The organism is Ekhidna sp. (assembly GCF_039940915.1).
GTDB lineage: Bacteria > Bacteroidota > Bacteroidia > Cytophagales > Cyclobacteriaceae > Ekhidna.
The window spans coordinates 2,011,778-2,035,997 of the sequence record NZ_JBDVFO010000002.1 but is presented as its reverse complement, the minus strand read 5'-3'; the positions used below and the strand labels follow the sequence as shown (position 1 = coordinate 2,035,997).

Annotated in this window: 26 protein-coding genes; 13 read left to right on the top strand and 13 right to left on the bottom strand. The window is 40.3% G+C overall.

Going from position 1 to position 24,220, the window contains the following annotated elements:
• Positions 1–5 precede the first annotated feature (5 nt).
• On the bottom strand, positions 6–902 hold the full coding sequence (locus tag ABJF57_RS14155) for an FKBP-type peptidyl-prolyl cis-trans isomerase (RefSeq protein ID WP_462230181.1): 897 nt from the start codon (positions 900–902) through the stop codon (positions 6–8).
• Positions 899–1,909, bottom strand: coding sequence for a DHH family phosphoesterase (locus ABJF57_RS14150; RefSeq protein ID WP_462230179.1), 1,011 nt, complete (start codon positions 1,907–1,909; stop codon positions 899–901). The genes ABJF57_RS14155 and ABJF57_RS14150 overlap by 4 nt, the downstream gene beginning before the upstream one ends.
• Before the next feature lie 133 nt (positions 1,910–2,042).
• On the opposite strand from ABJF57_RS14150, the gene ABJF57_RS14145 reads away from it, so the two are divergent.
• The gene (locus ABJF57_RS14145) at positions 2,043–2,462 is read left to right on the top strand and encodes a nucleoside-diphosphate kinase (protein WP_462230177.1); all 420 of its coding nucleotides are present in this window, start codon (positions 2,043–2,045) and stop codon (positions 2,460–2,462) included.
• 47 nt (positions 2,463–2,509) lie between these two features.
• Here ABJF57_RS14145 and ABJF57_RS14140 read toward each other — a convergent pair whose 3' ends face one another.
• Complete coding sequence (locus ABJF57_RS14140) at positions 2,510–3,277, bottom strand: segregation and condensation protein A (RefSeq protein ID WP_462230175.1); 768 nt, start codon at positions 3,275–3,277, stop codon at positions 2,510–2,512.
• 146 nt (positions 3,278–3,423) lie between these two features.
• Here ABJF57_RS14140 and dxs point away from each other — a divergent pair, with 146 nt between their 5' ends.
• From dxs to ABJF57_RS14125, 3 genes are all read left to right on the top strand, one after another.
• Positions 3,424–5,340, top strand: a complete 1,917-nt coding sequence (gene dxs / locus ABJF57_RS14135) for a 1-deoxy-D-xylulose-5-phosphate synthase (protein WP_462230173.1) — start codon at positions 3,424–3,426, stop codon at positions 5,338–5,340.
• 65 nt (positions 5,341–5,405) lie between these two features.
• The gene (locus ABJF57_RS14130; protein ID WP_462230171.1) at positions 5,406–6,887 is read left to right on the top strand and encodes an MltF family protein; all 1,482 of its coding nucleotides are present in this window, start codon (positions 5,406–5,408) and stop codon (positions 6,885–6,887) included.
• Positions 6,888–6,987: 100 nt separating this feature from the next.
• Positions 6,988–7,434, top strand: a complete 447-nt coding sequence (locus ABJF57_RS14125; RefSeq protein ID WP_462230169.1) for a hypothetical protein — start codon at positions 6,988–6,990, stop codon at positions 7,432–7,434.
• Here the strand turns inward: ABJF57_RS14125 and ABJF57_RS14120 are convergent.
• From ABJF57_RS14120 to ABJF57_RS14110, 3 genes are read right to left on the bottom strand one after another with little or no spacing between them, the layout of a single operon-like run.
• Positions 7,409–8,725 (bottom strand): FAD-dependent oxidoreductase, encoded by a 1,317-nt coding sequence (locus ABJF57_RS14120; RefSeq protein ID WP_462230167.1) that lies wholly within the window; start codon positions 8,723–8,725, stop codon positions 7,409–7,411. The two genes, ABJF57_RS14125 and ABJF57_RS14120, sit on opposite strands and share 26 nt — an antisense overlap.
• Positions 8,715–9,989, bottom strand: coding sequence for a kynureninase (gene kynU / locus ABJF57_RS14115; RefSeq protein WP_462230165.1), 1,275 nt, complete (start codon positions 9,987–9,989; stop codon positions 8,715–8,717). Before kynU ends, ABJF57_RS14120 begins: the two co-directional genes overlap by 11 nt.
• A 9-nt stretch (positions 9,990–9,998) precedes the next feature.
• On the bottom strand, positions 9,999–10,529 hold the full coding sequence (locus ABJF57_RS14110) for a 3-hydroxyanthranilate 3,4-dioxygenase (RefSeq protein ID WP_462230163.1): 531 nt from the start codon (positions 10,527–10,529) through the stop codon (positions 9,999–10,001).
• Between the two features lie 41 nt (positions 10,530–10,570).
• On the opposite strand from ABJF57_RS14110, the gene ABJF57_RS14105 reads away from it, so the two are divergent.
• Entirely contained in the window at positions 10,571–11,347 is a 777-nt protein-coding gene (locus tag ABJF57_RS14105; protein WP_462230161.1) for an SDR family oxidoreductase, read from the top strand.
• A 4-nt stretch (positions 11,348–11,351) separates the two neighbouring features.
• Positions 11,352–12,779 carry an aldehyde dehydrogenase gene (locus ABJF57_RS14100; protein WP_462230159.1) on the top strand — a complete coding sequence of 476 codons (1,428 nt, stop codon included), beginning with the start codon at positions 11,352–11,354 and terminating at the stop codon, positions 12,777–12,779.
• Positions 12,780–13,063: 284 nt separating this feature from the next.
• On the opposite strand, the gene ABJF57_RS14095 is transcribed toward ABJF57_RS14100, so the two are convergent.
• Positions 13,064–13,798 carry a hypothetical protein gene (locus ABJF57_RS14095; RefSeq protein ID WP_462230157.1) on the bottom strand — a complete coding sequence of 245 codons (735 nt, stop codon included), beginning with the start codon at positions 13,796–13,798 and terminating at the stop codon, positions 13,064–13,066.
• 216 nt (positions 13,799–14,014) lie between these two features.
• Between ABJF57_RS14095 and ABJF57_RS14090 the strand changes: the two genes are divergently transcribed.
• A complete protein-coding gene (locus ABJF57_RS14090; RefSeq protein ID WP_462230155.1) occupies positions 14,015–15,280 on the top strand; it encodes a dipeptidase in 1,266 nt (421 codons plus the stop codon).
• A 9-nt stretch (positions 15,281–15,289) separates the two neighbouring features.
• On the opposite strand, the gene ABJF57_RS14085 is transcribed toward ABJF57_RS14090, so the two are convergent.
• Entirely contained in the window at positions 15,290–15,907 is a 618-nt protein-coding gene (locus ABJF57_RS14085) for a carboxypeptidase-like regulatory domain-containing protein (protein WP_462230153.1), read from the bottom strand.
• A gap of 78 nt (positions 15,908–15,985) precedes the next feature.
• Here ABJF57_RS14085 and ABJF57_RS14080 point away from each other — a divergent pair, with 78 nt between their 5' ends.
• From ABJF57_RS14080 to ABJF57_RS14055, 6 genes are all read left to right on the top strand, one after another.
• Entirely contained in the window at positions 15,986–16,369 is a 384-nt protein-coding gene (locus tag ABJF57_RS14080; protein WP_462230151.1) for an ArsR/SmtB family transcription factor, read from the top strand.
• The gene (locus tag ABJF57_RS14075; RefSeq protein WP_462230149.1) at positions 16,366–17,052 is read left to right on the top strand and encodes a YjjG family noncanonical pyrimidine nucleotidase; all 687 of its coding nucleotides are present in this window, start codon (positions 16,366–16,368) and stop codon (positions 17,050–17,052) included. The genes ABJF57_RS14080 and ABJF57_RS14075 overlap by 4 nt, the downstream gene beginning before the upstream one ends.
• A gap of 85 nt (positions 17,053–17,137) precedes the next feature.
• Positions 17,138–18,763, top strand: coding sequence for an L-glutamate gamma-semialdehyde dehydrogenase (gene pruA / locus ABJF57_RS14070; protein ID WP_462230147.1), 1,626 nt, complete (start codon positions 17,138–17,140; stop codon positions 18,761–18,763).
• A complete protein-coding gene (locus ABJF57_RS14065; protein WP_462230145.1) occupies positions 18,763–19,182 on the top strand; it encodes a VOC family protein in 420 nt (139 codons plus the stop codon). Before pruA ends, ABJF57_RS14065 begins: the two co-directional genes overlap by 1 nt.
• A 101-nt stretch (positions 19,183–19,283) precedes the next feature.
• A complete protein-coding gene (locus tag ABJF57_RS14060) occupies positions 19,284–20,024 on the top strand; it encodes a hypothetical protein (RefSeq protein WP_462230144.1) in 741 nt (246 codons plus the stop codon).
• Positions 20,025–20,060: 36 nt separating this feature from the next.
• Positions 20,061–21,587, top strand: coding sequence for a sensor histidine kinase (locus ABJF57_RS14055; protein ID WP_462230142.1), 1,527 nt, complete (start codon positions 20,061–20,063; stop codon positions 21,585–21,587).
• A 5-nt stretch (positions 21,588–21,592) separates the two neighbouring features.
• Here the strand turns inward: ABJF57_RS14055 and ABJF57_RS14050 are convergent, their stop codons facing one another.
• The 5 genes from ABJF57_RS14050 to ABJF57_RS14030 form a co-directional block, all read right to left on the bottom strand.
• Positions 21,593–21,994: a response regulator gene (locus ABJF57_RS14050; protein WP_462230140.1), complete on the bottom strand. Its 402-nt coding sequence runs from the start codon at positions 21,992–21,994 to the stop codon at positions 21,593–21,595.
• Between the two features lie 171 nt (positions 21,995–22,165).
• Positions 22,166–22,609, bottom strand: coding sequence for a hypothetical protein (locus ABJF57_RS14045; protein WP_462230138.1), 444 nt, complete (start codon positions 22,607–22,609; stop codon positions 22,166–22,168).
• Positions 22,610–22,613: 4 nt separating this feature from the next.
• The gene (locus ABJF57_RS14040) at positions 22,614–23,012 is read right to left on the bottom strand and encodes a hypothetical protein (protein WP_462230136.1); all 399 of its coding nucleotides are present in this window, start codon (positions 23,010–23,012) and stop codon (positions 22,614–22,616) included.
• 4 nt (positions 23,013–23,016) lie between these two features.
• Positions 23,017–23,430: a hypothetical protein gene (locus tag ABJF57_RS14035; protein ID WP_462230134.1), complete on the bottom strand. Its 414-nt coding sequence runs from the start codon at positions 23,428–23,430 to the stop codon at positions 23,017–23,019.
• Positions 23,431–23,438: 8 nt separating this feature from the next.
• Entirely contained in the window at positions 23,439–24,143 is a 705-nt protein-coding gene (locus tag ABJF57_RS14030) for a peptidoglycan recognition protein family protein (protein ID WP_462230132.1), read from the bottom strand.
• Between the last annotated feature and the right edge of the window lie 77 nt (positions 24,144–24,220).

The following is a 24,220-nucleotide window of genomic DNA, read 5'->3' as shown; positions in this document are numbered from 1 at the left end:
ATGATTTAATCACCTATTTCCACTAACTCTACGTCAAACACTAAAATTGAGTTTGCTCTTAAGATTGCACTTCTGTCTCTGCTGCCATATCCTAAAGTACTTGGAATGTATAACCTTGCTTTAGTTCCTTCATTAAATAGCGCAAATGCTTCATCCCATCCGTCAATTACCTCACGTTGACCCAAAGGGAAACTTATAGGGCCATAAGGCTCTCGTCTTGCATCATAAAGACCATTCTCTAGCGCAAATTCTTTATTGTTTGAGTCAAAATAGGCGCCATTCAGAATCCAACCCGTATAATTTACATTGACCCTTTGACCTTGAGTTGGTTTTGGACCACTTCCCTCTTGGGTAATAACGTATCTCAGCCCACTTTCAGTCTTTTCAGTTTCAATATTATTCTCGGAAAGATAATTGTCAATAATTTCATTGTCAATGATGATTTGTTTCGCCGCGGCTTCTTCTGCTTTTTGTGCCACCATTTCAAAATAACCTTCCTCGGTCAGCTGATCAACGTAACAAATTTGAAATTGAATTTTACTGTCTGGGGCTATGGAATCTGGTAGCGGTGCTCGAAAAGTTTTTTCGAACAACTCAGAGGCGACCAATTCGAAATCAACACTATCACCCGTATTTAGTTGGGTTAAAATAGCTAATAATTCACCTTGGTTTTCTATGTTATTCGGATCGATTTTTAGGGGCATTGGCTCCTCCGCATCCATCATTACTTCACCTTCTTCTGTGGTGTATTTGATGCGGAACATGGAAACCAAACTATCAACCGGGCGCTCTCCATCACCTTTTTGAAGGTAAGTAACAGTGGTGCCCCCTTCAGTTTCAAAAGAACTTGTTCCACATGCTGCAAGGGCAAGGGCAAGAATGATATATCCTAATTTTTTCATTTAACGCGTGTTTTTAAAATATCTTTTTCTATTAATGCTTTGAATTTTTGTTCAGTCTCTTCCAGAGAAAGTTCAGACATGCCTCCCGAGGCATTTTTGTGTCCTCCTCCACTAAAATATTCTTCCGCGAATTTATTGACAGCAAAGTCACCAACGCTCCTAAATGAGAGTTTTATTTCATTTTCTCTATCAATAATGATCGCAGCAACTACTATGCCTTTGATCGAGAGGGCATAATTCACCAAACCCTCTGTGTCTCCTTGCTTTAGTTTGAAGTCTTTAAAATCTTCTTCCTCAATTACGAAATAGGCTACACGAGAAGCCTCGATTACTTTTAATCTTTCAGCGAGCGCGTGTCCGAGGAATTTAAGCCGGTGCAAAGAATTTGTGTCGTAGATCAGCCGACTCACTTTATTCACGTCGGCACCTAAGTCTATAAGGTCCGCCACCATTCTGTGAACTTTTGAAGTGGTGGAATTGTGCTTAAAGGAGCCTGTATCTGTCATTACGCCAGCGTAAAGGCATTCAGCAATGTCTCTGGTAATTGCTTCTTTGCCGCTATAATCAGCGATTAGGTCAAATATGAGCTCGGCGGTGGCCGCAGACTTATCATTCCAGAAATCAAAGTCAGGTTCTATTTCTGGATTTAGGTGATGGTCTACCAATGCAACCTTTGCTGCAATCTGAGCAGCAACAACTTTCATGCTCTTGATTCTTCCAAATCCAGAAAAATCTAAACAAAATAAAAGTTCAGCTTCATTCAGGAGTTTGTCAGCTTCTTCTTTTGACTTTTCGTAGTTGATTACCAGTGAATTGCCTGGCATCCATTCTAAAAAGTCCGGATAGCTATTAGGCACTATGGTTTTGACTTCATGACCCAGATTGATCAAAAAATGATATAGCCCCAATGATGAACCCAGTGCATCTGCATCAGGGTTTGCATGGGTAGTAATGACGATCTTTCTTGGTAATTGTAAGAAGTCCTTTAACGACTGTATGTCCTCCATAAAAAATGCCCGAGGCGGGCAAAAGTGAACGGCAAAATTAGTAACATTTATAAAACAGACGAATACTGAGCAAACTCTTTAATATTCTCTTATTTTTGCGGCGAAATTTAGAAGTGAAAAACAAATACGAATAATGGCTGGAAAAAAGACTTTTACCATGATTAAGCCTGATGCTTTCGGAGCAGGTAATTCAGGTGCAATCATCAAAATAATTGAGGAAGCAGGATTTAAAATCGAAGCAGCTAAGCTGACAAAGCTGTCAGCGGAAAGAGCAGGTCAATTTTACGAAGTGCATAAAGAACGACCATTCTACAATGATTTGGTCTCATACATGTCTTCGGGAGCAATCATCGCGATGGTGCTTGAGAAAGACAATGCAGTAGAGGATTTTAGAAATCTTATTGGTGCTACCAACCCTGCAGAAGCAGCTGAAGGAACTATCAGAAAGCAATTTGCCACTTCGATAGAAGCGAATGCTATTCATGGATCTGATTCAGATGAGAATGCGGCAATTGAAGCAAATTTCTTCTTCTCTGCTACGGAGAGATTCTAAAAAGAAAATTATTATTGAAATGAAGCCTGCGTAGATCGCAGGCTTTTTTATTTTGTTTCAGGAACAGATTCATCCCTACGCTCAATCCAGAAGTTATTAAATCCTTCTCCCAGGGAGATGACAACTTGTTTGAGTTGAAGCAGTTCCAGAATGGATAGAAAATTGTAGATCACCAGAATTTTCTCAGGCTTTTCCTCGATCATTTCGGTAAAAGAGAGCTTCTTTCCATAAACGAGCCTTTCCATAAGCTTGGCTTTCTGTTTTTCAATCGTATAGGGATACTGCACCACTTTATGAACAGGCTTATTCTGCTCGAATTCATATCGCTTCATCACCTTTTGAAATACCTTCATCATTTTGTAGAGATCTAAGTCTTGCATTTCCGACTCTACATTGATGATTTCAGAAAGCTTTCTGACCTCTTTTTTAAGATTGCCGCGCTCTTCTCTATCTAGCCGATCAGCTTCCATCTCTACCAGGGTAGCAACTACCGATTTGTATTTTTTGTATTCCAGTAGATGTTTTACGAGTTCTTCACGAGGATCTACCTCATTGCCTTCCTCGTCTATCACCGGCCTTGGAAGTAACATTTTCGCTTTGATGCGCATCAAAGTGGCTGCAACCAATATGAATTCACTCGCCACTTCAACATTTAATTTTTCCAGATGCTCCAAGTAGTGCAAAAAATCGTTTGTGATTTTTGCGATAGGGATGTCATATATATCCAACTCGTCCCTCTCTATAAAAAAGAGAAGCAGGTCAAAAGGCCCTTCAAAGAGCTCAAGTTTTATTTCAAATTTTTCTTCATCAGCCACGACTCAAAATTACCTACAATATGGAATTTACCTTTGATTAATTTACCTTTCTGTCGAATGCTTAGTTTTGCAGACTGTCTTGATACACAGAGACGTTTTCCAAACAATCTGTACATGTAAAGCGTTTGGAAGAAATACTGAAAAAAATGGAGATTAAACCTGGACCTCTTTTAACAGATATTAACTCACCAGACGATCTGAAAAAATTAGATGTCAGGCAGCTTGCTCAAGTATGCCAAGAGTTGAGAGATTTTATTATTGACAATGTGTCTGTTTATGGTGGTCACTTTGGAGCTAGCCTCGGAGTAACAGAACTCACTGTAGCTCTTCATTACGTTTTCAATACACCCCAAGACCAAGTTGTATGGGATGTAGGGCACCAGGCCTATGGACACAAAATTCTGACAGGTAGAAAAGATTCATTTCATACAAATAGAAAATATAAAGGGATATCTGGCTTTCCGAAAAGAAGCGAGAGTGAGTTCGATACATTTGGCGTAGGCCACTCTTCTACCTCAATATCTGCCGCCCTCGGGATGGCAGAAGCTTCTCGACTTCAAAAGGATGCAGAAAAACAACACATTGCAGTGATAGGCGATGGCGCAATGACAGGAGGATTAGCCTTTGAGGCGATGAATCATGCAGGAGTGAGCAATTCTAACTTGCTTATCGTGCTGAATGACAACTGTATGTCCATTGACCCAAATGTAGGAGCGCTTAAGGACTATCTCACCGACATTACTACCAGTCAAACCTACAATAAGGTTCGTGACGAAATTTGGAAGCTTTTAGGTAAAATCAGCAAATTTGGACCTAATGCTCAAGATATTGCGGCCAAGGTTGAGAATTCCATGAAAGGCCTTCTGCTTAAGCAGAGTAATTTGTTCGAATCTCTCAATCTCCGTTATTTTGGCCCAATAGACGGGCATGATGTCAACCATATGGTAGACGTGATGGAGGATTTAAAAAAGATCCCTGGCCCAAAGATTCTTCACTGCCTAACGGTGAAAGGAAAAGGATATGAGCTTGCAGAAAAGGATCAAACACTGTGGCATGCTCCTGGCACTTTTGATAAAATCACAGGTGCGATCAACAAAAAGAAGCATGAGACTCCGCAACCACCAAAGTTTCAGGATGTCTTTGGACATACCTTGGTAGAGCTAGCGGAAAAGAATGAAAAAATTGTTGGTATCACACCAGCTATGCCTTCTGGATCTTCTATGAAGATAATGATGGAGGCTATTCCTGAAAGAGCCTACGACGTTGGTATTGCTGAGCAGCATGCAGTAACATTTTCAGCAGGACTGGCAACACAAGGAATGATTCCTTTTTGCAATATCTACAGTACGTTTATGCAGCGGGCGTATGATCAGGTAATACATGATGTGTGTATTCAAAATCTGCACGTTGTTTTCTGCATGGATAGAGCAGGAGTTGCAGGAGCCGATGGACCAACACACCACGGTGCCTATGACGTTGCTTATATGAGGTGTATACCGAACATGATTGTTTCGGCCCCAATGACTGAAGCTGAATTGAGAAATTTGATGTTTACAGCCAGTGAGCATAAAGGCCCTTTTTCTATTCGATATCCTAGAGGGACGGGAACCATGCCAGAGTGGAGAACCTCCATGGAAAGAATAGAAATTGGGAAAGGAAGAAAGTTAATTGAAGGTGAGGATATGGCTATTCTTTCCATTGGTCAGGTAGGCAACTACGCAATGGATGCCGCAGAAGATTTAAGAAAAGAAGGTATAAATCCGTCAGTCTACGATATGCGCTTCGTTAAACCACTTGATGAAGCAATGCTTCATGAGGTATTTAAAAACCATAAGTCGGTGGTGACAGTAGAAGACGGGTGTATCATGGGAGGATTTGGATCTGCAGTGCTGGAATTTGCTGCTGATCATAATTACAGATGTTCCGTCAAGAGGTTAGGAATCCCAGATCGAATAGTTGAGCATGGCGATCAGCCTCAGCTACATCGTGAATGCCAATACGATGCCCAAGCGATCAAAGAAGCTGTTTATCAGTTTATCACGCAAGGTGAGTCCGTGATCTAAAAGCTGATAGGTTCTCTTCGCTTAAGTCTCAATTGAGATAATTTTTGCTTACATTAAGCGTGTCTATGAGGGGTCATTCAACATTCACCACATTATTCTTCACCTTACTGCTGACGATTGTTTCTTGCAAGCAATCTTCGTCTAGCAAGGCCAGCAATACCCAATATCCAGAGAGAGAAGAATTTATTGTGAACCTTGATTTGGAAGAGATCAGGAAGAGAGGCTATATCACCGCAATTATGGACAATAGCTCAACGGGTCTTTTTGTCTATAAAGGCAAGACCATGGGGTATGAATACGAGTTGCTAAGAATGTTTTGCGAAGAACAAGGGATACAGTTGAGAATAAACATCACGCAAAATATAGGTGAAGGCTTCAATAAGCTTAATACTGGAGACGGAGATATTCTCGCCTACAATTTGACCGTTACAAAAGAGCGAAAAAAAAGGATAGCATTTACACATTATCACAATCTACAGCGGCAGGTCTTGATTCAACGGAAGCCTAAAAATTGGAGGAAGATGAAGCTTCATGAGATAGAAGCACAGCTAATTCGAAATCCTGTTGATCTTATTGGTAAGCAGGTTGTAGTAAGACCTCACTCTTCCTACTATGATCGAATGGTTAATTTATCTGATGAAATCGGTGGAGATATATTAATTGTGCCGGGAGATACCAATGTGGAGACAGAGACCCTGATTAAACAAGTAGCTGAGGGAAAAATTGACTACACAGTTGCTGAGGAGGATATTGCACTTGTCAATTCCACTTACTATCGAAATCTAGATATAAAAACTCCCGTTAGCTTTCCGACACAAATTGCCTGGGGAGTTAGGAAAAACGCAAAAGGACTCCAATCTGCATTGAATGATTGGATCGAGCGCATGAGAAAAACAACGGACTACTATGTTGTTTATGATAAGTATTTCAGAAGTTCCAAGTCAGCGTTGAGACGGTCAAGGAGCAAGTATTTCTCGATTCGAGGAGAGGCGATTTCTCCATATGACTCATTAATTCAGCATGCAGCAGATTCGCTGAAGTGGGATTGGCTATTGTTGGCTGCACAGATTTATCGGGAATCTAAATTTGATGAAAATGCGGAATCATGGGCAGGTGCAATTGGTCTGATGCAGGTCATGCCTAGAACGGGCAGAGAATATGGAATTAAAAATTTGTACGACCCGGTTCAAAACATTTATGCAGGACGTAAGCATTTGGCGTGGCTACAGAGACAATGGGAGAGAAAAATTGCCGATGAAGAAGAGCGATTAAAGTTTATTCTGGCTTCATATAATGTCGGATTGGGCCATTTACAAGACGCAGTGAGGTTGACAGAAAAGAATGGTGGAGATATTCAAAGTTGGGATGATGTAAGTGGGTATCTTTTGAAAAAGTCAATGTCAAAATATTTTAATGACCCGGTTGTTGAGTATGGTTACTGCCGAGGATCCGAACCAGTGGAATACGTTGTGGAGATTTTAGATATTTATCAGAACTACAAAGAAATTCTGGAGCAAGAGACTTCTGAGGAAACCATCATTCAATAGATAGCACGCTAACAAAAACCCCAAAGGTTACTTTCATAAAGTGTGCTGTTTGTTTTAAACAGTCCTATCTTTGGGGTATTAAAAGAAATCCACTTCAAACATGAAAAATCAGCATCAGATATTATTGGAAGAATATCATAAAACGAGAAAATCTGATATTTCAATTGATCAATTCACCTACATCCTTAAAATATATCCATCACTACTTGTATGCATGAGTGATGGTAAGTTGGATCCCGAAGAATGGGATGGGGTATTGAATATTTCCAAGGGGCTAGCTTTGTTATATCTGGATCAGATTCCAAATTCCAATGCTGAGCAAATCGAGACGCTTTTTCGAACAGAATTCCGGTATCTTCTGGAGAACATCGATAAGTGGGAGAAGAAATTTCTCAACACGCTCAAAAGCTACCTTGAAGAGCATCCAGGAGAAAAAGAATTTGTTTTCGAAGCGATGTATCTTTTTGCAAATGCTGCTGACGGAATAGCCCATGAAGAGCAGCGAACCATAGATCGATTGTCTAGCCGGCTTTCTTTAGAGCATTAAACCGCTCTATGATTTGCTGAAAGTCTATCTTGGACTCATCCAAAACCAATACCTCGTCCATTACTATCTTCTGAATTTTACCCAATCTGAGTGCCTCAGAGTAGGGAATGTCAGAGAAAGTGACCATGCTGTAGAGGGGAATCCAATCTTCTGGGAATTTCTCTTGAATTTGTGCTTCCAGCTTTTTTCTTCTAAGAAAGTCGGGGTGAGCAACATGGTCTCTCATCTCAAGAAAGTTGTGCAACGCCAATTCTGAAATAGCATCAGCATCTTTTTTACGATGCGTCGAATATTCAGGTAAAATTTCATCCCAATCCCAGCTCATCTTCTCTGCCATTTCAACAAACAATCGAACATCTTCAAAGCCTGAATTCATACCCTGACCGTAAAAAGGAACAATGGCATGTGCGGCATCACCCAGCAGAATACTTCTCCCTTTATACCAGGGCTTGCATTTCGTTGTGACCAACGAAGATGTAGGGTTATTAAAAAATTGTTCGGTAAGGTTGGGGATTAACTCTTGTGCATCCGCAAAGTACTTGGTGAAAAACCTGTCAACTTCCTCCTTATTGCTTAGAGATGAAAATGACGGACTTCCTTCGAAGGGAAAGAAGAGCGTACAGGTAAATGTCTTATCATTATTTGGTAGCGCAATTAACATGAAATTACCCCTTGGCCAAATGTGGAGATAATTAGGTTCAAGTCTGAATTGACCGTCAACAGGTTCTATTGCAAGTTCTTTGTACCCATGCTCGATGTAGTGCTGCGAAAAGTTGAATCGGTCATTCAGCGCTAATTTCTTTCGAATAGCGGAGAATGCGCCATCCGTCCCAATGATCAAGTCGGCATTAACAACCGTTCCATTTTCGAAAAAAACGGTATTAGAATCAAAATTGACATCACTGCATTTATGATCAAAATATACCTCCACACCTGCTTGCTCTGCACTTTCAATGAGAAGCTCATTGAGTTGAGCACGAGATACAGAATTGATAAACTGATCTTCTTTTCCATAAGACTGGAAGGTTAGGCCACCAGCTTCATCATGCATCATTCGTCCCTTCATAGGGATAAGATATGGCTCGATGGTCTCATAAACGCCTGCGAGTTTGAGTGGCGGAATGCCTCTGTGTGATAGCGCCAAATTGATCGATCTACCTTCTGCTATCTCAGATTTTCTAGGATCTTTTCTTTTCTCGAAAACCTGCACGGTAAATCCTTTTTGCTTCAAAATCACGGCCAATAGCGACCCGACAAGTCCTGCTCCAACAATGCTGATTTTATCCTTCATGGAGTATTGCCTCTTCTAAGATTGTAACAAATTTCACGGCATCAGAAAACGAATTATACAATGGCACAGGAGCAACCCTTATTACGTTTGGTTCACGCCAATCCAAAATCACGCCCTGATTTACCAAGAATTCAAAAACACTTTTCCCATGATTGATGAGAAATACAGAAAGTTGAGCTCCGCGCTCCGCGTGCTTCGAAGGTGTTATGATTTTGACCTGACCTTTAAGCACTTCAGAGTTTAGGATTAACTCTTCCATGAAATCCGTAAGCTTTATACTTTTATCTCTGAGCTTAACGATTCCCGCCTCATCAAAGAGTTTTAAAGAGGCAAGATGCGAGGCATGGGATAATATATTCACATTACTCAGCTGCCACCCATCTACCGTAGGTATTGGGTTTATTTCATTATCCATTTTGAAGCGCCCCTCCGCCTCATGTCCCCACCAACCGGATAGTCTTGTCAGTTCCTTATTCTCTCCATGCCTTTGATGAATGAATAACCCACCGACACCGCCTGGGCCTGAGTTTAGATACTTATAAGTACACCAAACTGCAAAGTCGACATCATGTGCATGCAATTGAAGGGGCACATTACCAACTGCATGGGCAAGGTCAAAACCAGCCTTCGCCCCAACAGCATGTGCCGCTTCAGTAATTGATTTTATATTGAAAAACTGACCAGTATAATACTGAACGCCTGGGAACATAACCAGAGCCAATTCGTCTCCAAGCTCTGATATTTTCGATACGATTTCTTCCGTACTTAGATAGTCTGAGCCATCCGCTGGTTCTAGTTCAATTAAATTTTCATTGGGATCAAAACCACTATTCTCAATTCTAGAATAAACGGCATAAAAATCAGAAGGGAATGCACCTCGTTCGATGAGAATCTTTGTCCGCTTACCCTTTGGCTGATAAAAAGAGGCCATTGCTAAGTGCAGGTTGGTAGTAAGGTTATTCATCGCCACTACCTCATTTTCTTGAGCGCCAACTATTTTAGCCAAAGAGGGTTTAGCGTTTTTATGATAGCTGACCCAGGGCTTGTCTCCAGTAAAGTGCCCTTCAACTCCTCTTTCCTGCCAGTTTTTCAACTCTTCATTGATGAATGAGGATGTATTCCTGGGTTGAAGTCCCAATGAATTTCCGCACAGATAGATGCAGTCTTTTCCATCCTTTTGAGGGAAATGAAACAGTGACCTGAATGGGGATAGTGAGTCAATGGAATCGAGTTCTTGAGCTCTTTTAGTTGCTTCTTCTTTCAAAATGTATACTTAATCGGTGAATCTTGGGTCTGTTCCCATGGTTTCACCGCAATTATCGCAAGTTCTTAACTCTTCAGAATTGAAAAACTCACGAAATCTCGGTTGAAAATCTTTTTCAACGTCTTTCAATTGAAAATAAGTGTCATGAAGTTTGTGGTTGCAGTGGTCACAAAACCACATCAATCCGTCTGTATGACTTTCTTCTCTTTTTCTTTCAATGACAAGCCCAACAGTATTTTCAGGTCTGGCAGGGGAATGAGGGACTTTTGCAGGGTGAAGATACATCTCTCCTTCTTTGATAGGGACTTTCACAGCCTTCCCATCTTCTTGAATGGTTACTTCTATGTCGCCCTCCAATTGAAAAAAAAGCTCTTCTGTCTCATTGTAGTGGTAATCTTTACGCGCATTTGGCCCGCCCACGATCATTACTATATAGTCTCCCGCTTCTTTATAGAGGTTTTTATTCCCTACAGGAGGTTTGAGAAGGTCTCTATTTTCATCTATCCATTTTTGAAGGTTGAAGGGTCTTTTTATCGCCATGACAGAGATGTTTATTTTTGAAGAAAAGTTAGGAAAAATTTATGGATTTAGACCTCAAAGGAAAAAGAGCCTTAGTCTGTGGTAGTTCACAAGGCATGGGATTGGCTATTGCTAAAGAGCTCAGCGAAATGGGTGCTTCGGTCACACTTTTCGCTAGAAATGATGCTGCCCTGAAAGTAGCGTTAAAACAATTGGCACCTGGAGATCATGATTATTTAGTTGCAAATTTTGATGACTTAGCAGCTGTGGAAAGTGAGGTTAAGAAGGGTTTATTGAAAGGCTCATATCAAATACTCATCAATAATTCTGGCGGGCCGGCACCCGGACCATTAAAGGACGCAGAGCTTTCTGCTTTTGATGTAGCGATGGGAAGGCACTTACACGTAAGTCACACACTGGTAAAGCTTTTACTTTCTGGGATGCAGGATGATAATTTTGGGAGGATAGTCAATATTATTTCCACTTCAGTTAAAGTTCCAATACCTGGGCTGGGTGTAAGTAACACTGTAAGGGGAGCGATGGCTTCATGGGCAAAAACGCTTGCCAGTGAGTTGGGTCAGTATGGTGTCACAGTCAATAATATTTTACCTGGCTTTATCAATACAGCAAGAATCGAAAGTTTGGTAGCAGGAAAATCGAAGAGTCAGGGAAAGTCGGAAGAAGAAGTTGAAGCTGAAATGAAGAAAACAATACCAGCAGGAAGATTTGGTGAGCCCGAAGAAATAGCAGCATACGCGGGCCTGCTTTGCAGCAAAAGTGGAGCATACATTAATGGTACGAGCCTTCGTATCGACGGGGGTAGAACAGGATCAATTTAGAGACATGGAGAAAGTTCAGAATTTCATCAATGGAGTTTATACAGATCCTATACAGGGGAAGTATATAGATAATGTAGAACCAGGGACAGGTAAGGTCTTTGCCAGAATTCCCGATTCCACACAAGAAGATTTAGAGCAAGCAGTTGTAGCGGCAAAAAACGCTTTTCCGATTTGGAGTTCAATGTCGGTAGATAAACGAAGTAGAATTCTTCACAAGCTGGCAGACTTAATAGAGTCGAATCTGGATGACCTGGCATTGATGGAGAGTCGAGACAATGGTAAGCCGTTATGGTTAGCCAAGGCGGTAGATATTCCAAGAGCCAGTACCAATTTTCGCTTTTATGCCTCTGCAATTGTCAATTTTTCAACGGAGGCCCAGGTTTCTGAAGGCTATATGGTGAACTACACCCGTCGAGCGCCTATAGGCGTTGTGGGTTGCATTTCACCTTGGAATTTACCGTTGTATCTCTTTTCATGGAAAATAGCTCCTGCTCTTGCAATGGGCAACTGCGTGGTAGCCAAGCCCTCTGAGATTACGCCCATGACTGCCTTTTTGCTTGGTAAGCTGGCAAATGAGGCAGGTATGCCAGAAGGGGTACTAAATATTCTGCATGGAGAAGGGAAAACAATTGGTCAGGCCATAGTTGAGCACGAATCCACCAAGGCAATCTCATTCACGGGTGGCACAGCTACAGGAAAAGTTGTGGGAGCAACAGCTTCACAGCAATTTAAAAAGGTGTCTCTGGAATTGGGAGGGAAAAATCCAAACATCATTTTCGCAGATTGTGATCTAGAGGAGGCTGTAAAGACAAGTGTAAAGAGCTCATTCACCAATCAAGGTGAAATATGTCTCTGCGGCAGTAGAATTTTGATTGAAGATGTGATCTATGAGCGATTCAAAGAAAGGTTTTTAGAAGAATGTGCGAAACTAAAAGTAGGCGACCCCATGGATGCAAGTTCAAATTTAGGAGCGCTAGTGTCTGAGGGGCATCTCAATAAAGTAGACTCTTATGTCAAATTGGCTAAGGAAGAAGGCGGAACGATATTACATGGAGGTAGCAGGATTGATAGGGACGGATTCTACTATGAACCTACCATTATTGAAGGGTTAGATGAACATTGCAGAACCAACCAAGAAGAGATTTTTGGACCAGTAGTTACACTCAACAAATTCCAATCAGAAGAAGAGGCAATCGATATTGCAAATTCAACCAGGTACGGGCTTTCTTGTACACTTTGGACATCAGACCTTAAACGAGCGCATCGCGTATCGCACGCAATAAAATCAGGGATTATATGGGTGAATTGTTGGCTATTGAGGGATCTCAGAACACCATTTGGGGGGATGAAAGATTCTGGGATCGGTAGAGAAGGGGGTAATGAAGCGCTTCGATTCTTTTCAGAACCTCAAAATATCTGCATTAAACTATAAGGATAATTGCAGCAGGATAGTCTTTAGTTTTGATCCTTTTATGTATGATGGGGGTTGTTATCAATCTCTTGATGAGGAATTTCCAGATCCGGTCATCATTCAAAGATGGAGTAGTCTGCTAGTACTACAAAAAAGATAACTTGATGAAGCATTGTTAGAGAACGTTTGCTCCGAGCAGTCTTTCGTTACGATTCGTGCTGATCCAATTCTGGATAGCAATTACTCACATAAACAAAAAAAGGTTGCCAAAAGACAACCTCAATTTCTATTCGGTCTGTGTGAGATTAAACGGCCTCACCGGATTTAAGCATTGCTATTTTGAAAGACTTGCGTTCCTTATGTCCGCAATATCCACAAGCATAGTATTTCATTAATTCACCCTCTTCCGTTTCAGAGGCAGTTTGAATAACTTCTTCTCTATCAACTTTCAGGGTCTGGTAGTTACAGTTATTGCACTGAAGTGCATGAAGTCTACCGTTGTATTTTTCAATCTTAGTAAAACCAGACTGCTCATCTATCCAAACGTCATAGTCAACAGAGAAAGCATCTTCTTCAGCTTGCATACCCTCATCGAGGTAAACATCTTCTTCCTCTTCACTAAGCAATTTCATTTTTCGTCCATCAGGAGAAGTTCTAGGCGTGTATCTCAATTTTTTAAGACGCTTTTCAATAAAAAATGGATAGTAGAACTTCAATACGTTTTGGATAATGACTCCAAGAATGATGGCAAACATTGAACTCATAAAGAGTCTCACGAAAAACCACAACCAAGTTGATTCTGGTATGAACGTATTGAACCTTAGCGTAGCACCTATGATTATTAGTAGCGCGCCATTCCATAGCATGTTGATTTCATGCATGTTTATGTAGTCGTACCGAGTCTTGTAATCTCCTGTTGCCAAGAGTTTTAAATAGTGCCCTAGTAAGATTAACACTCCAACACCAGCTACTGCATAGGATAAATAGCTTCCGTAAGTGTTCCAATTAGTAAGTAGTTCAGGTGAAATTAGGTCAGTCATAGCGTCTGTTTAGTTAGATGCGGAAAATGTTCCGATTACAAAAATGTCACATTTTTTAAAAACTCAACGTATCAAATTAAAATAAGAAGAACAAAACTCTTTCCTATTTGCATGTAAAATATCAAAAAAATGTAACACGGGCAATCCTATTTCATTCGGCGTTGATATAGTTTCTATTAGGTATTTTTGTTGAAATCAATCAATTTGAAATATAACATGGATTTTTTACCTAAAAAACTTTTTTCATTTACGCTAGTGGCGGCCTTACTTATCGGCTGTTCGCAAGCCCCTAAAGAGACTAAAAGCATTGCAGAAATGTCGGATGAAGAATTGACGTCACTTGCCGATTCGCTTGCTCACAAGTATATCATCGTGGATGGTCATGTTGACTTACCCTATCGAATGACCAAAAAAGGCTTTATGATAACCAAGACAGTGGAAGACGTTTCTGTAGAGACGAATGGAAACTTTGATTATCCAAAAGCTAAGAAAGGAGGGTTGGATGCACCTTTCATGTCAATCTATGTTCCTTCTAGCTATCAAGCCGGAGGAGCAAAGGAATTTGCGGATTCGTTGATCGATATGGTTTCTCGTGTTCCTGTAGTATTTCCAGAAATGTTTGCCATGGCAAACACACCAGCCGATGTTGAAGCCAACTTTGAGCGTGGATTAATTTCACTTCCTATGGGAATGGAAAATGGAGCTCCAATCGAGAATGATATCAACAATGTAAAATACTTCTTCGATCGAGGCATCAGATACATTACATTGACGCATTCCAAAGACAACCAAATTAGTGATTCATCTTATGACACAGCATATACTTGGAACGGTGTAAGCCCATTTGGAGAGCAGGTAATAGCTGAAATGAACAAATGGGGGATTATGGTAGACATATCTCATGTGACAGACAGTGCCGCATATGATGCTTTAAGGCTAACTAAGGCGCCTGTCATTGCTTCTCACTCCTCAGCTCGAAAGTTTACCCCTGGCTTTGAGAGAAACATGCCAGACAACCTTATACAGGCCATGGCAGAGAATGGTGGTGTTATTCATATCAATTTTGGGTCTACGTTTCTTTCTAAAGAGTCACAAGACAAGTTTGATAAGATGCGTGAGGATTTAATTAATTACCGCGCCGAGAATGATTTGACAAGTGATGATTCCGTGTACACAGCGTATGCTAGCCAATATGCAATAGATAATGATGTTTTTGAGGATATCCAGAAAGTAGCTGATCACATTGATCATGTAGTGCGTTTGGTTGGAATCAACCATGTAGCTTTTGGGTCGGATTACGATGGAGTTGGTGATAGCCTTCCAAAAGGGATGAAGGATGTTTCTACCTATCCAAATCTCATTAAGGAACTATTAAAACGAGAATATACTCCTGAGGAAATAGAACAAATGTGTTACAAGAACACACTCAGAGTCTGGAGTAAGGTTCAGGAAGTCGCTCAGGAAATACAAGCTGGCGCCTGATGGAAAAAGTTAATTCTTTCGCTTGAGTGAATTGATGAAATTCGCCCAGGCGAAAGGGTTTAACAATTGATTTTGAGGTGGGGAGTATCGATTGATATATGACTGCCTTTGTTGCTGCATGAAATATTGATGATTAGCATTGGATGACGCAGGTAAGCTTAAATATGCTTCTGTCATCACCTGACTATTCAACCACTGATAGATATTGGCATACTCCTTTTGGTCTGGCAATTCCATACTGATTAAAGCTTCTTTGAACATGCTTTCTGTGGGATACGGACGAATTTCGACCTCTTCGAGGAACTGAATATCATCCTGCAAAGCAATAATTACACGCAGGCTAGACTCTTTGTCATGTTTCGGAATGATGAAATACGCTCTTTTATATCCGACAGCACTGAAAAGAACACTATCCCCTTCTAAAACTGGTAATGAAAAAAAACCATAAGGGTTGGTGGTTGTTCCTCGTCCGGATTTTGGAATATATACATGCGTGCCTGGTACAACCGAGCTACTGTCAGCGCCAAAGACCACACCAGTAAACTGAATGACCTTTTCAGCTTGCTCCTGCGCATTCAGAGAGGCAAATGAGAAAACAAAAAATGAAAGTATCAGTATATATCTCAAATCAAGTCCTTTATCTATCCTATCTATTAAAAGAGATTTCGTCAATAAAAGTTTAACTTCGGTAAAAGTAGTGAAAAAATGAGGCTCAAGAATTTCAACTTGTCTTATGGTACCCAGATTTTCAAATCCTTTTCAGATGAATCCAGGACGCGTATCATTCACTTATTATACCGTCAGGAAGAACTTTGCATATCAGACCTTGAATCGATCTTAGATTTCACCCAAACAAAAACTTCACGTCATCTAACGTATTTAAAAAATGCTGGTTTGGTTACTTTCAGAAAATATGATCAGTGGGTTTTCTATAGTATAAAAGATGAAGGCTATGATATGGTGAGTCAGATTTTTGAGTTTTTAAGCAAAGATCCTGTATTGCGAAAAGATTTGGAGGTATATAAAACAATGAATGCTAACCTTGCACTTGCTAAAAATAAAATAGAGGCAAAAAAATACAATAGGTGAAGGGTATCAAGCATATTTTCTTCGATTTGGATCACACATTATGGGATTATGATCGAAGTGCACACGAAACATTATCGGAGATTTATACGCATCAGGAGTTGTCTAAATCTGGACTGTCACTGAAAAAATTTGTTAATACTTTTTATGAAGTAAATAATAAGCTTTGGGTAAAGTACAATGATGGTCTAATCGATCGTGAGTACATAAAAACAAGACGATTCAATGAAGTATTCTCAGCTTCTGGACTTGATGTGATCAAATCTGAAGAGGCCTCATCCTATTTTTTGAACAATTGCTCAAAAAAACCATACCTGATGGATGATGCGCTGACAGCTTTACATTACCTAACCAACAAGTATCAACTTCATATCATTACCAATGGCTTTCTAGATGCTCAAAATCGAAAATTGAGCCATTCAGGGATTGAGAAGTTTTTTAAAGTAATGATTACTTCTGAATGTTCGGATTCGCGTAAACCTAGCCCTGGAATTTTTGAATATTCATTAAGTGAAGCTGGAGCAACGAAGGCTGAAAGCATCATGATTGGGGATAACCCCCGTACGGATATTCAAGGAGCAAAAGATTTTGGTATGAAAACGGTATTCTACGACCCTTCGGGAAGGAAAAAATCATTAGCAGACTTCACCATTCAGTCACATATGGAGCTACTCAAATTGTTATGAATTTATAAAATTCCTTAAAATGTTTTAAGAATAATTTTTGAACTATTCCTTTTAGTTTTGTGCTCCTATCTAAAACATAAGAAAGATGCCAAAAGGAAATTTTTTTGTACCTGAACCAATCAACGAGCCCATATTAAGTTACGCTCCAGGTACTGAAGCCCGCGAAGAGCTTTTAGCGACCTACAAAGAGATGTATAACCAACAAATTGAGGCGCCAATGTACATTGGTGACAAAGAGGTTCATACAGACAATAAAATAGCGATGACCTGCCCACAAGATCATCAGCATGTGCTTGGTCACTTTTCTGAAGGAGATGCTTCTCATGTCAAAGACGCAATAAATGCTGCGCTTGATGCAAAAGAAGAGTGGGAAAAAATGACCTGGGAAAATCGCGCAAGTATCTTTCTTAAAGCAGCGGATCTTTTGGCTGGGCCATATAGATCAAAGATTAATGCCGCAACAATGCTTGGACAAGGGAAAAATGTTCACCAAGCTGAGATTGATGCCGCTTGCGAGTTTATTGATTTTCTTCGATTCAATGTGTCATTCATGCAGGAGCTTTATATGCAACAACCAATCTCTTCCGAAGGTATTTGGAATAGAATGGAGTATCGCCCGCTTGAAGGGTTCCTTTTTGCAATAACACCTTTCAACTTTACCGCAATTGCGGGGAATCTATCCGCAGCCCCTGCTATGCTTGGAAATACCATTGTCTGGAAGCCGAGCTATACTCAGGTATATTCAGCTCAAGTAATCATGGAAGTTTTTAAGAAAGCAGGATTGCCTGATGGAGTAATTAATCTTATTTATGTAGATGGTCCGGTGGCCGGTGATGTTGTTTTTAACCATCCGGATTTTGCTGGATTGCATTTTACAGGAAGTACGGGAGTATTTAAGAACTTATGGAAGACCATAGGAGCCAATCTTGACACCTATAAAACGTACCCTCGAATTGTTGGAGAAACTGGTGGAAAAGACTTTGTTGTGGCACATAAATCTGCAGATGCAAAGGAATTGGCAACTGGATTAGTGAGAGGTTCTTTTGAATATCAGGGACAAAAATGCAGTGCAGCTTCCAGAGCTTACATTCCATCAAACTTATGGGAGGATGTGAAAGGATACCTTATTGAAGACCTTAAGTCAATTAAAATGGGCTCTCCAGAGGATCCATCCAACTTTGTAAACGCAGTGATTGATGGCGTGGCTTTCAAAAAGATTTCTGCATACATAGATCAAGCAAAAAAGGATAGTGACGTTGAAATTATTGCTGGAGGTAGTTACGATGACTCAAAAGGGTGGTTCGTTGAGCCAACAGTGATTGAAGCGAAAGATGCTAAGTACAGAACAATGTGTGAAGAGATATTTGGCCCCGTGCTCACTGTTCATGTGTATGATGAAAATAAATTTGAAGAAATTCTGGATACCGTAGATCAAACATCACCATATGCGCTTACAGGAGCAATATTCAGTAAGGATCGTTACGCGGTAGATCTGGCAACTTATAAATTGCGAAACGCAGCGGGTAACTTCTATATCAATGATAAGCCGACTGGAGCTGTCGTTGGTCAGCAGCCTTTTGGTGGCGCCAGAGGATCAGGCACAAACGATAAAGCAGGGGCAATGATGAACCTGATGCGATGGGTGAGTGCCAGAACCATTAAAGAGACGTTTGATACTCCAACGGATTACAGGTATCCATTCTTAGGTTAATGAGCAAATTACGACCATTCCATTTAGCTGTTCCGGTAAAAGACTTAGAAAAAACAAGAGTCTTTTATCGGGAAGTTATGGGTTTTGAAGAGGGACGTTCGTCTAACAGTTGGGTAGATTTCAACTTCTATGGACATCAGTTTGTGATTCATAAAGTAGATCAAGTGGATGATGCTGAGGTAAATCCTGTTGACGGTAAATCTGTTCCTGTACCCCACTTTGGGGTAGTTCTGGAATGGACAGATTGGGAAGCTTTGGCTAAAAAATTAACAGGTTCAAAAATCTCATTTATCATTGAGCCCTACATACGTTTTGAAGGACAGGTAGGAGAGCAAGCCACTATGTTTTTTAAGGACCCGTCAGGAAATGCTTTGGAGTTTAAGGCTTTTAAAAATGATGCGGACATTTTCGCGAAATAAGTTTTAGGTTCTTTTTTTGATAAATCTTCTCTAGATTCAACTTTCTTTTTGTTCCAATGAATCACCATGAATCCAAGCTAGCCCCTTTAATGAAGCTGACAATGTCAGAATCTTTGCATGGAGGAAAGTTTAAAGATTTTGTTTCGGAGCTGATCCCTGTTATTTCGAAAGCAGCTAATGCGTTTAGGACTTCTTTCTGGCTTTATAGATCCGAAATGGATCATTTTGAAAGTATTCAATGCTTTGAATCAGAAAATAATCGTGCGTCATCCGGTGAGGCACTAGATAAAGTAAGTTTTCCTAGATTTTTCGAACAACTGAAAAAACATCAATTTATTCAAATTGAAAGCAGCAATGATGCTGATGAGTTTGAGGAATTCACCCTTGATTATTTAGTTAAAAACCGATTGACCTCTTGGGCAAGTATCCAAGTTTGGAATGATAATCGACTTTTTGGAATTCTCACGATCGAATGGAAAACCAAAAAAGATTTTGTTGATCAAGATCAATTGATCATGGTAACAGGGGCTTCGATGATTAGCCAATGCTACGATGCACTATTGCGACTAAAGGAAGATTTTCTTCATAGAAATGAGTTGAGCACCTTAAAGGTTGAAGAAAAAGAAAAAGAAAAACTAGCCAAAAAGCTGTCTGATCATGCTTTCTATACATCACATAGTATTCGCCATCCATTATCAACCATCCTTGCATTGATTGATTTGATAAAGTTGAACTGGGAAAGTAGAGATACTTATGAGGAGTTACTGCAGCAGCTTAAAATAGAGACAATGAATCTGGACGATGCGATTCGTGTGATGACCGCAAAAATTGAATTAGATTAGTCGCCTCAAAACTCTAATCTTGCCAATAGCTCTAAAATGACCAGAAGACCTAACCGAATAAAGGAAGTAATTCTTCGCAGAAGTAGTTTTATCATATTTCTGATGCTGATTTTAGGAGCTTTCGTTCTACTGCGCATTGTAGCTACTCACAAGGACATTGATGATGTTGCTAATATTGATTTGCCCATAATTGAAATCCTCACTCAGATTGAGACCAATCAGCTTGAGCAGGCCATTGCCTTTGAACGTGCCATTAGGTACTCCGAGGAAATGGATGGAAATAGCGATATCGCGTTGCAAGGCTTTGCAGAAGCTGATAGCACTTTTAGGTATTTGGCAGAGCTCGTGGATGTGGACTTGCTGGAAGCGGAGCAAGAAGTTGTCGATGCACTTAAGCAAACAGGTCAGGAGACTCAAAGGATTAAGCTTAAAGGACTTTTGCTCTCAATCAAGAAGCTCGAGAGCGATCATACAAGTTATGAAACTCACGCCTTAGAGGTGATAGATTTGTTGGAGGATGGTGAGTTAGAAGCAGCAGTTTTTGCGTCGGAAAGAGTCGAGTCGGAGGAAGATCAATTCAATAAGCAGGTGGAGGGAGTCTTGATGAGGCATGAGATGTTCACCGAGGCGTTGGTAAAGGTTGTAGAACAGGAGGAGGTTCTTTCAATGAAATGGATCGTGACATTAACCTTGTTATTCGTGATTTTATCTTTGTTGGCAGTATACACCTTTAGTTATAGGATATGGCGCCCATTAGAAGATATCCGAACGGGAGCCGAAAAGATTGGGGCAGGTAATTTAGACGCAAGAATTCGGTTGAGCTCCAATAGTATCACGACTGATATAGTTGACTCATTTAATGACATGGCGGATAGATTATTCTATTCTCAAAAAGAAATCGATCAATTTATTCATTTCTCATATAGTACAGCAGATGACTTAAAAGCGCCGATCACCAACTTGGGTTCGCTGCTAGAAATGCTTAGCAAGGAGAATTTAAATCAATCCAATTTCAAAGCGATTCTTAACAACGCAAGAAAGACGAATCAGCAACTTGAAAAAACGGTTACATCACTTGTTGAGGTGAATAAGATAAGGGAGGAGCTATCCGCAGAAGGTGAGGATTTATATATTGACGAGACCTTAAAAGAAGTGGTGTCCAGTCACTTGAGCAAGATAAAGAATTCGAATGCGGTGATTAAAAAAGATTTTTCGGAATGTCCACTGATGCATTATCCTAAAGCCCAACTCAAGGCGATTTTTAAGCATTTACTGCTAAATGCAATCGCCTATAGAGATCCGGAAAAACCGCTTCAAATCAAAATCAAATCTAAGAAAGTCAATGGGCATACTACTATTATTTTTAAGGATAATGGATTGGGATTTGACTCTATTAAATACAAAGATGAAATCTTCAGGCCTTATACAAGAATTCATTCGCACGTGGAGGGCGCAGGTTTAGGTCTGTACATAGTTAAGATGATCTTAGACTATCACCGAGGAGGCGTGAGAGTAGAAAGTGAACCAAGAAAAGGAGCAACTTTTGCCTTACGTTTGAACTAAAAGCTTTAGCTCTGAATCAAGTGACTATTGTATATACTTTCCAGTAATTCTGGTGAGAGGGGTTTTGAAATAAAGGCTGCAATATGATTGGACGAGGAGGCACGTTCTTCATCTTTGGATGAGATGGATGAAGTGAGCATGATGACCTTGGTAGACCCATTAAGTCCCAACTTCTCATACTCTTCCATGAAATCCCAACCATCTTGCCCAGGCATGTTTAAATCTAAGAAAATAACATCTGGTGCATTGTTCGAGGACTTCATTTCATTCAATGCATCAATAGCATTTGGGACGCTGTTGATGGTCTCTACTTCGCTAGCGAATTTAGCGTGCTTGATGATAACCGAATTAATCGAGTTTACGATATCATCATCGTCAATGAGTAATACTTTCTTATATCTTTCCAAGGGTTAGCGATGGTTTAGCAATAAAGTTAAAGTAACCCATTTTAAAATCTGATTTGAATGGTGAGTTTTTGATCAATATTCGACCATGTCATTTATTTGAAGGGTGAACGATGACGTTCTTAGGATGATGTCCATGTTCAAAGAAGTAAAGGTCAACGGCGGATATAGTTACTAGTTTAAAACACCTATTACTATCGACGTAGCGATGATGCCTCCAACGAAGTAATAGATTCTAGATTGCCTTACACGATCCAGGTCAGCTCTTAATTTCACATTGGTCTTTTTCTCCTCTTCTAAAAGCATGTCGTTGGAAAGAAGCTTGTCATGCCAAAAATTGGCCTCAAGCTTTCTTAATTGGGTAGCACTGTCAGCAAGAAATATGCGCTCTTCGTATGTTTTCAGTTTCTCTTGAAATAAGACGATCCTAAGAGAATCAAATTCTGACCGGGTTTCCAGGTTTTTGAACTCGATCACCTTAGATCGCGGCATGTAAAAGAGGTTGAAGTCATATGGGTTTTGAAAGCGATCACCGGCTTTTATAAGTCCTATTATTTCCTGTCCGGAAACTAGGTAGATGCTGCAGATGAGAAGTGAGAAAATGGTGATTTTTTTCATTGTTTTAATTTCTTAACCAGTCCAAAAGTTCATCATCGGAAAGGTTGCTATTCTTTTTCAATGCTGCTTTTTCAGTAGTATCCAGTTCACCAAGTTGCTTTGAGATGGTCGCGGATTTATAATCTAAATAATCCATCCGTGCTTTAAGGGCATTGAATTTACTGTCATATTCTTCTTTCACCAACGCCCAGTCATTTCTCTTCTGCTTATGTTCAAGTTCTATATTGTTTATCTCTTCCTCTACATTAATCCTGGATGAGTTGAAGAGCTTAGACTTAAATGCAGCTAATCCGCCGGCTAGTGCTGCAAAGGCTTGCCCTATGAGGTCACTTCTAAAAATCAGCAGGATAGCCACGCCAACGAATAGAACGACAATAATTACGGTTTTCAATGTCTTGTTCATGGCATTAGTCAGGTTCCGATCCAACAGTCTCTGTTCCGTCCGAATTAATTTTTACAGTCTTCGGATTTGAAGGAGACTCAATAAGGGCAGCAACCTTTTCTTTTGATGCTAACTGGTTGTTGAGTACTTCTTTTTCTGTTTTGTCACGCTTTTCAGAAATTCTGAAGACTTCTTTCATTCCAAATATGAGCGCCCAAATTGTTGTGTTAAACGTCATCCATTGACTTCCGGTAATTCCGAATTGGATATCTTCCCCTAGTTGAGCAGACCCATCATTCATGAGCAACCAGGTGGAAACAGCGGTTGCTGCAATGAGACCCCATACTTTTACACTGATCAGTGTGAAGAGTAGCTTAGAAAGCCATGTAGACCAAAACCCATGCTCTCCAATGATTAATTTCTCATCTTTTTTATCCATAAGTAAGGTTATTTTGTCAATTCTATTAATCTACTCCAGGTCTTAGGCCCCATTATGCCATCCACTGCTAGGCCATTGGTAAACTGAAAACGTCTAATTGCGGCCAGGGTCTTTATTCCATGTATGCCATCCTCGGCACCGGCTGCATATCCTAGTTTGTTAAGCCTTTTTTGTACCTCTTTTACTGACTTCTCTACTTTCGGTCCTTCAGGGAGATTGTCGCGAAACGATTCTACCAATTTTTGGAGTTCATATCCCGGGCATGCGGGCTTTCCAAAATGATAATGCCCATAAATATCCTGATTTGTCAGCCGAAGAGACTTTTGTAGGTAGTCAACCAAGAACTTGATTGATTTTATCTGCTCTTTGGTCGGTTCTGAAGTGCCCATGTCGTATCCAGGGCCATTAAAATTTCCAACCACCATTATCCCAACGGCAGAAATATTTTCGCCTTTGGTATGCCATGTCACACTTGACAGTTCATTTGTCTGAACAATTTCTCCATTTTTTCTAATCGCATAATGATAGCAGATGTGTGGACATCCTTTGGGAGAAATATGGTTCGGTTTGATGTGGTAGTTATTGACAGCCTCTACATCTGCTTCTCCCAGTTCTTGATGCAAAACTATTTTGTCAATTTTGGAAAGATGGCGAGTACCCCATCGGCGTGTAGAATGCCATGGGAGTTGGGTGATTAGGTTTTTTATTTCCACGGGTGGTACTGGGATTTATTCCGTTATCTAATATAATGTAAATTCTTCTTTTACAAATAGTGATCATCAGAAAATGT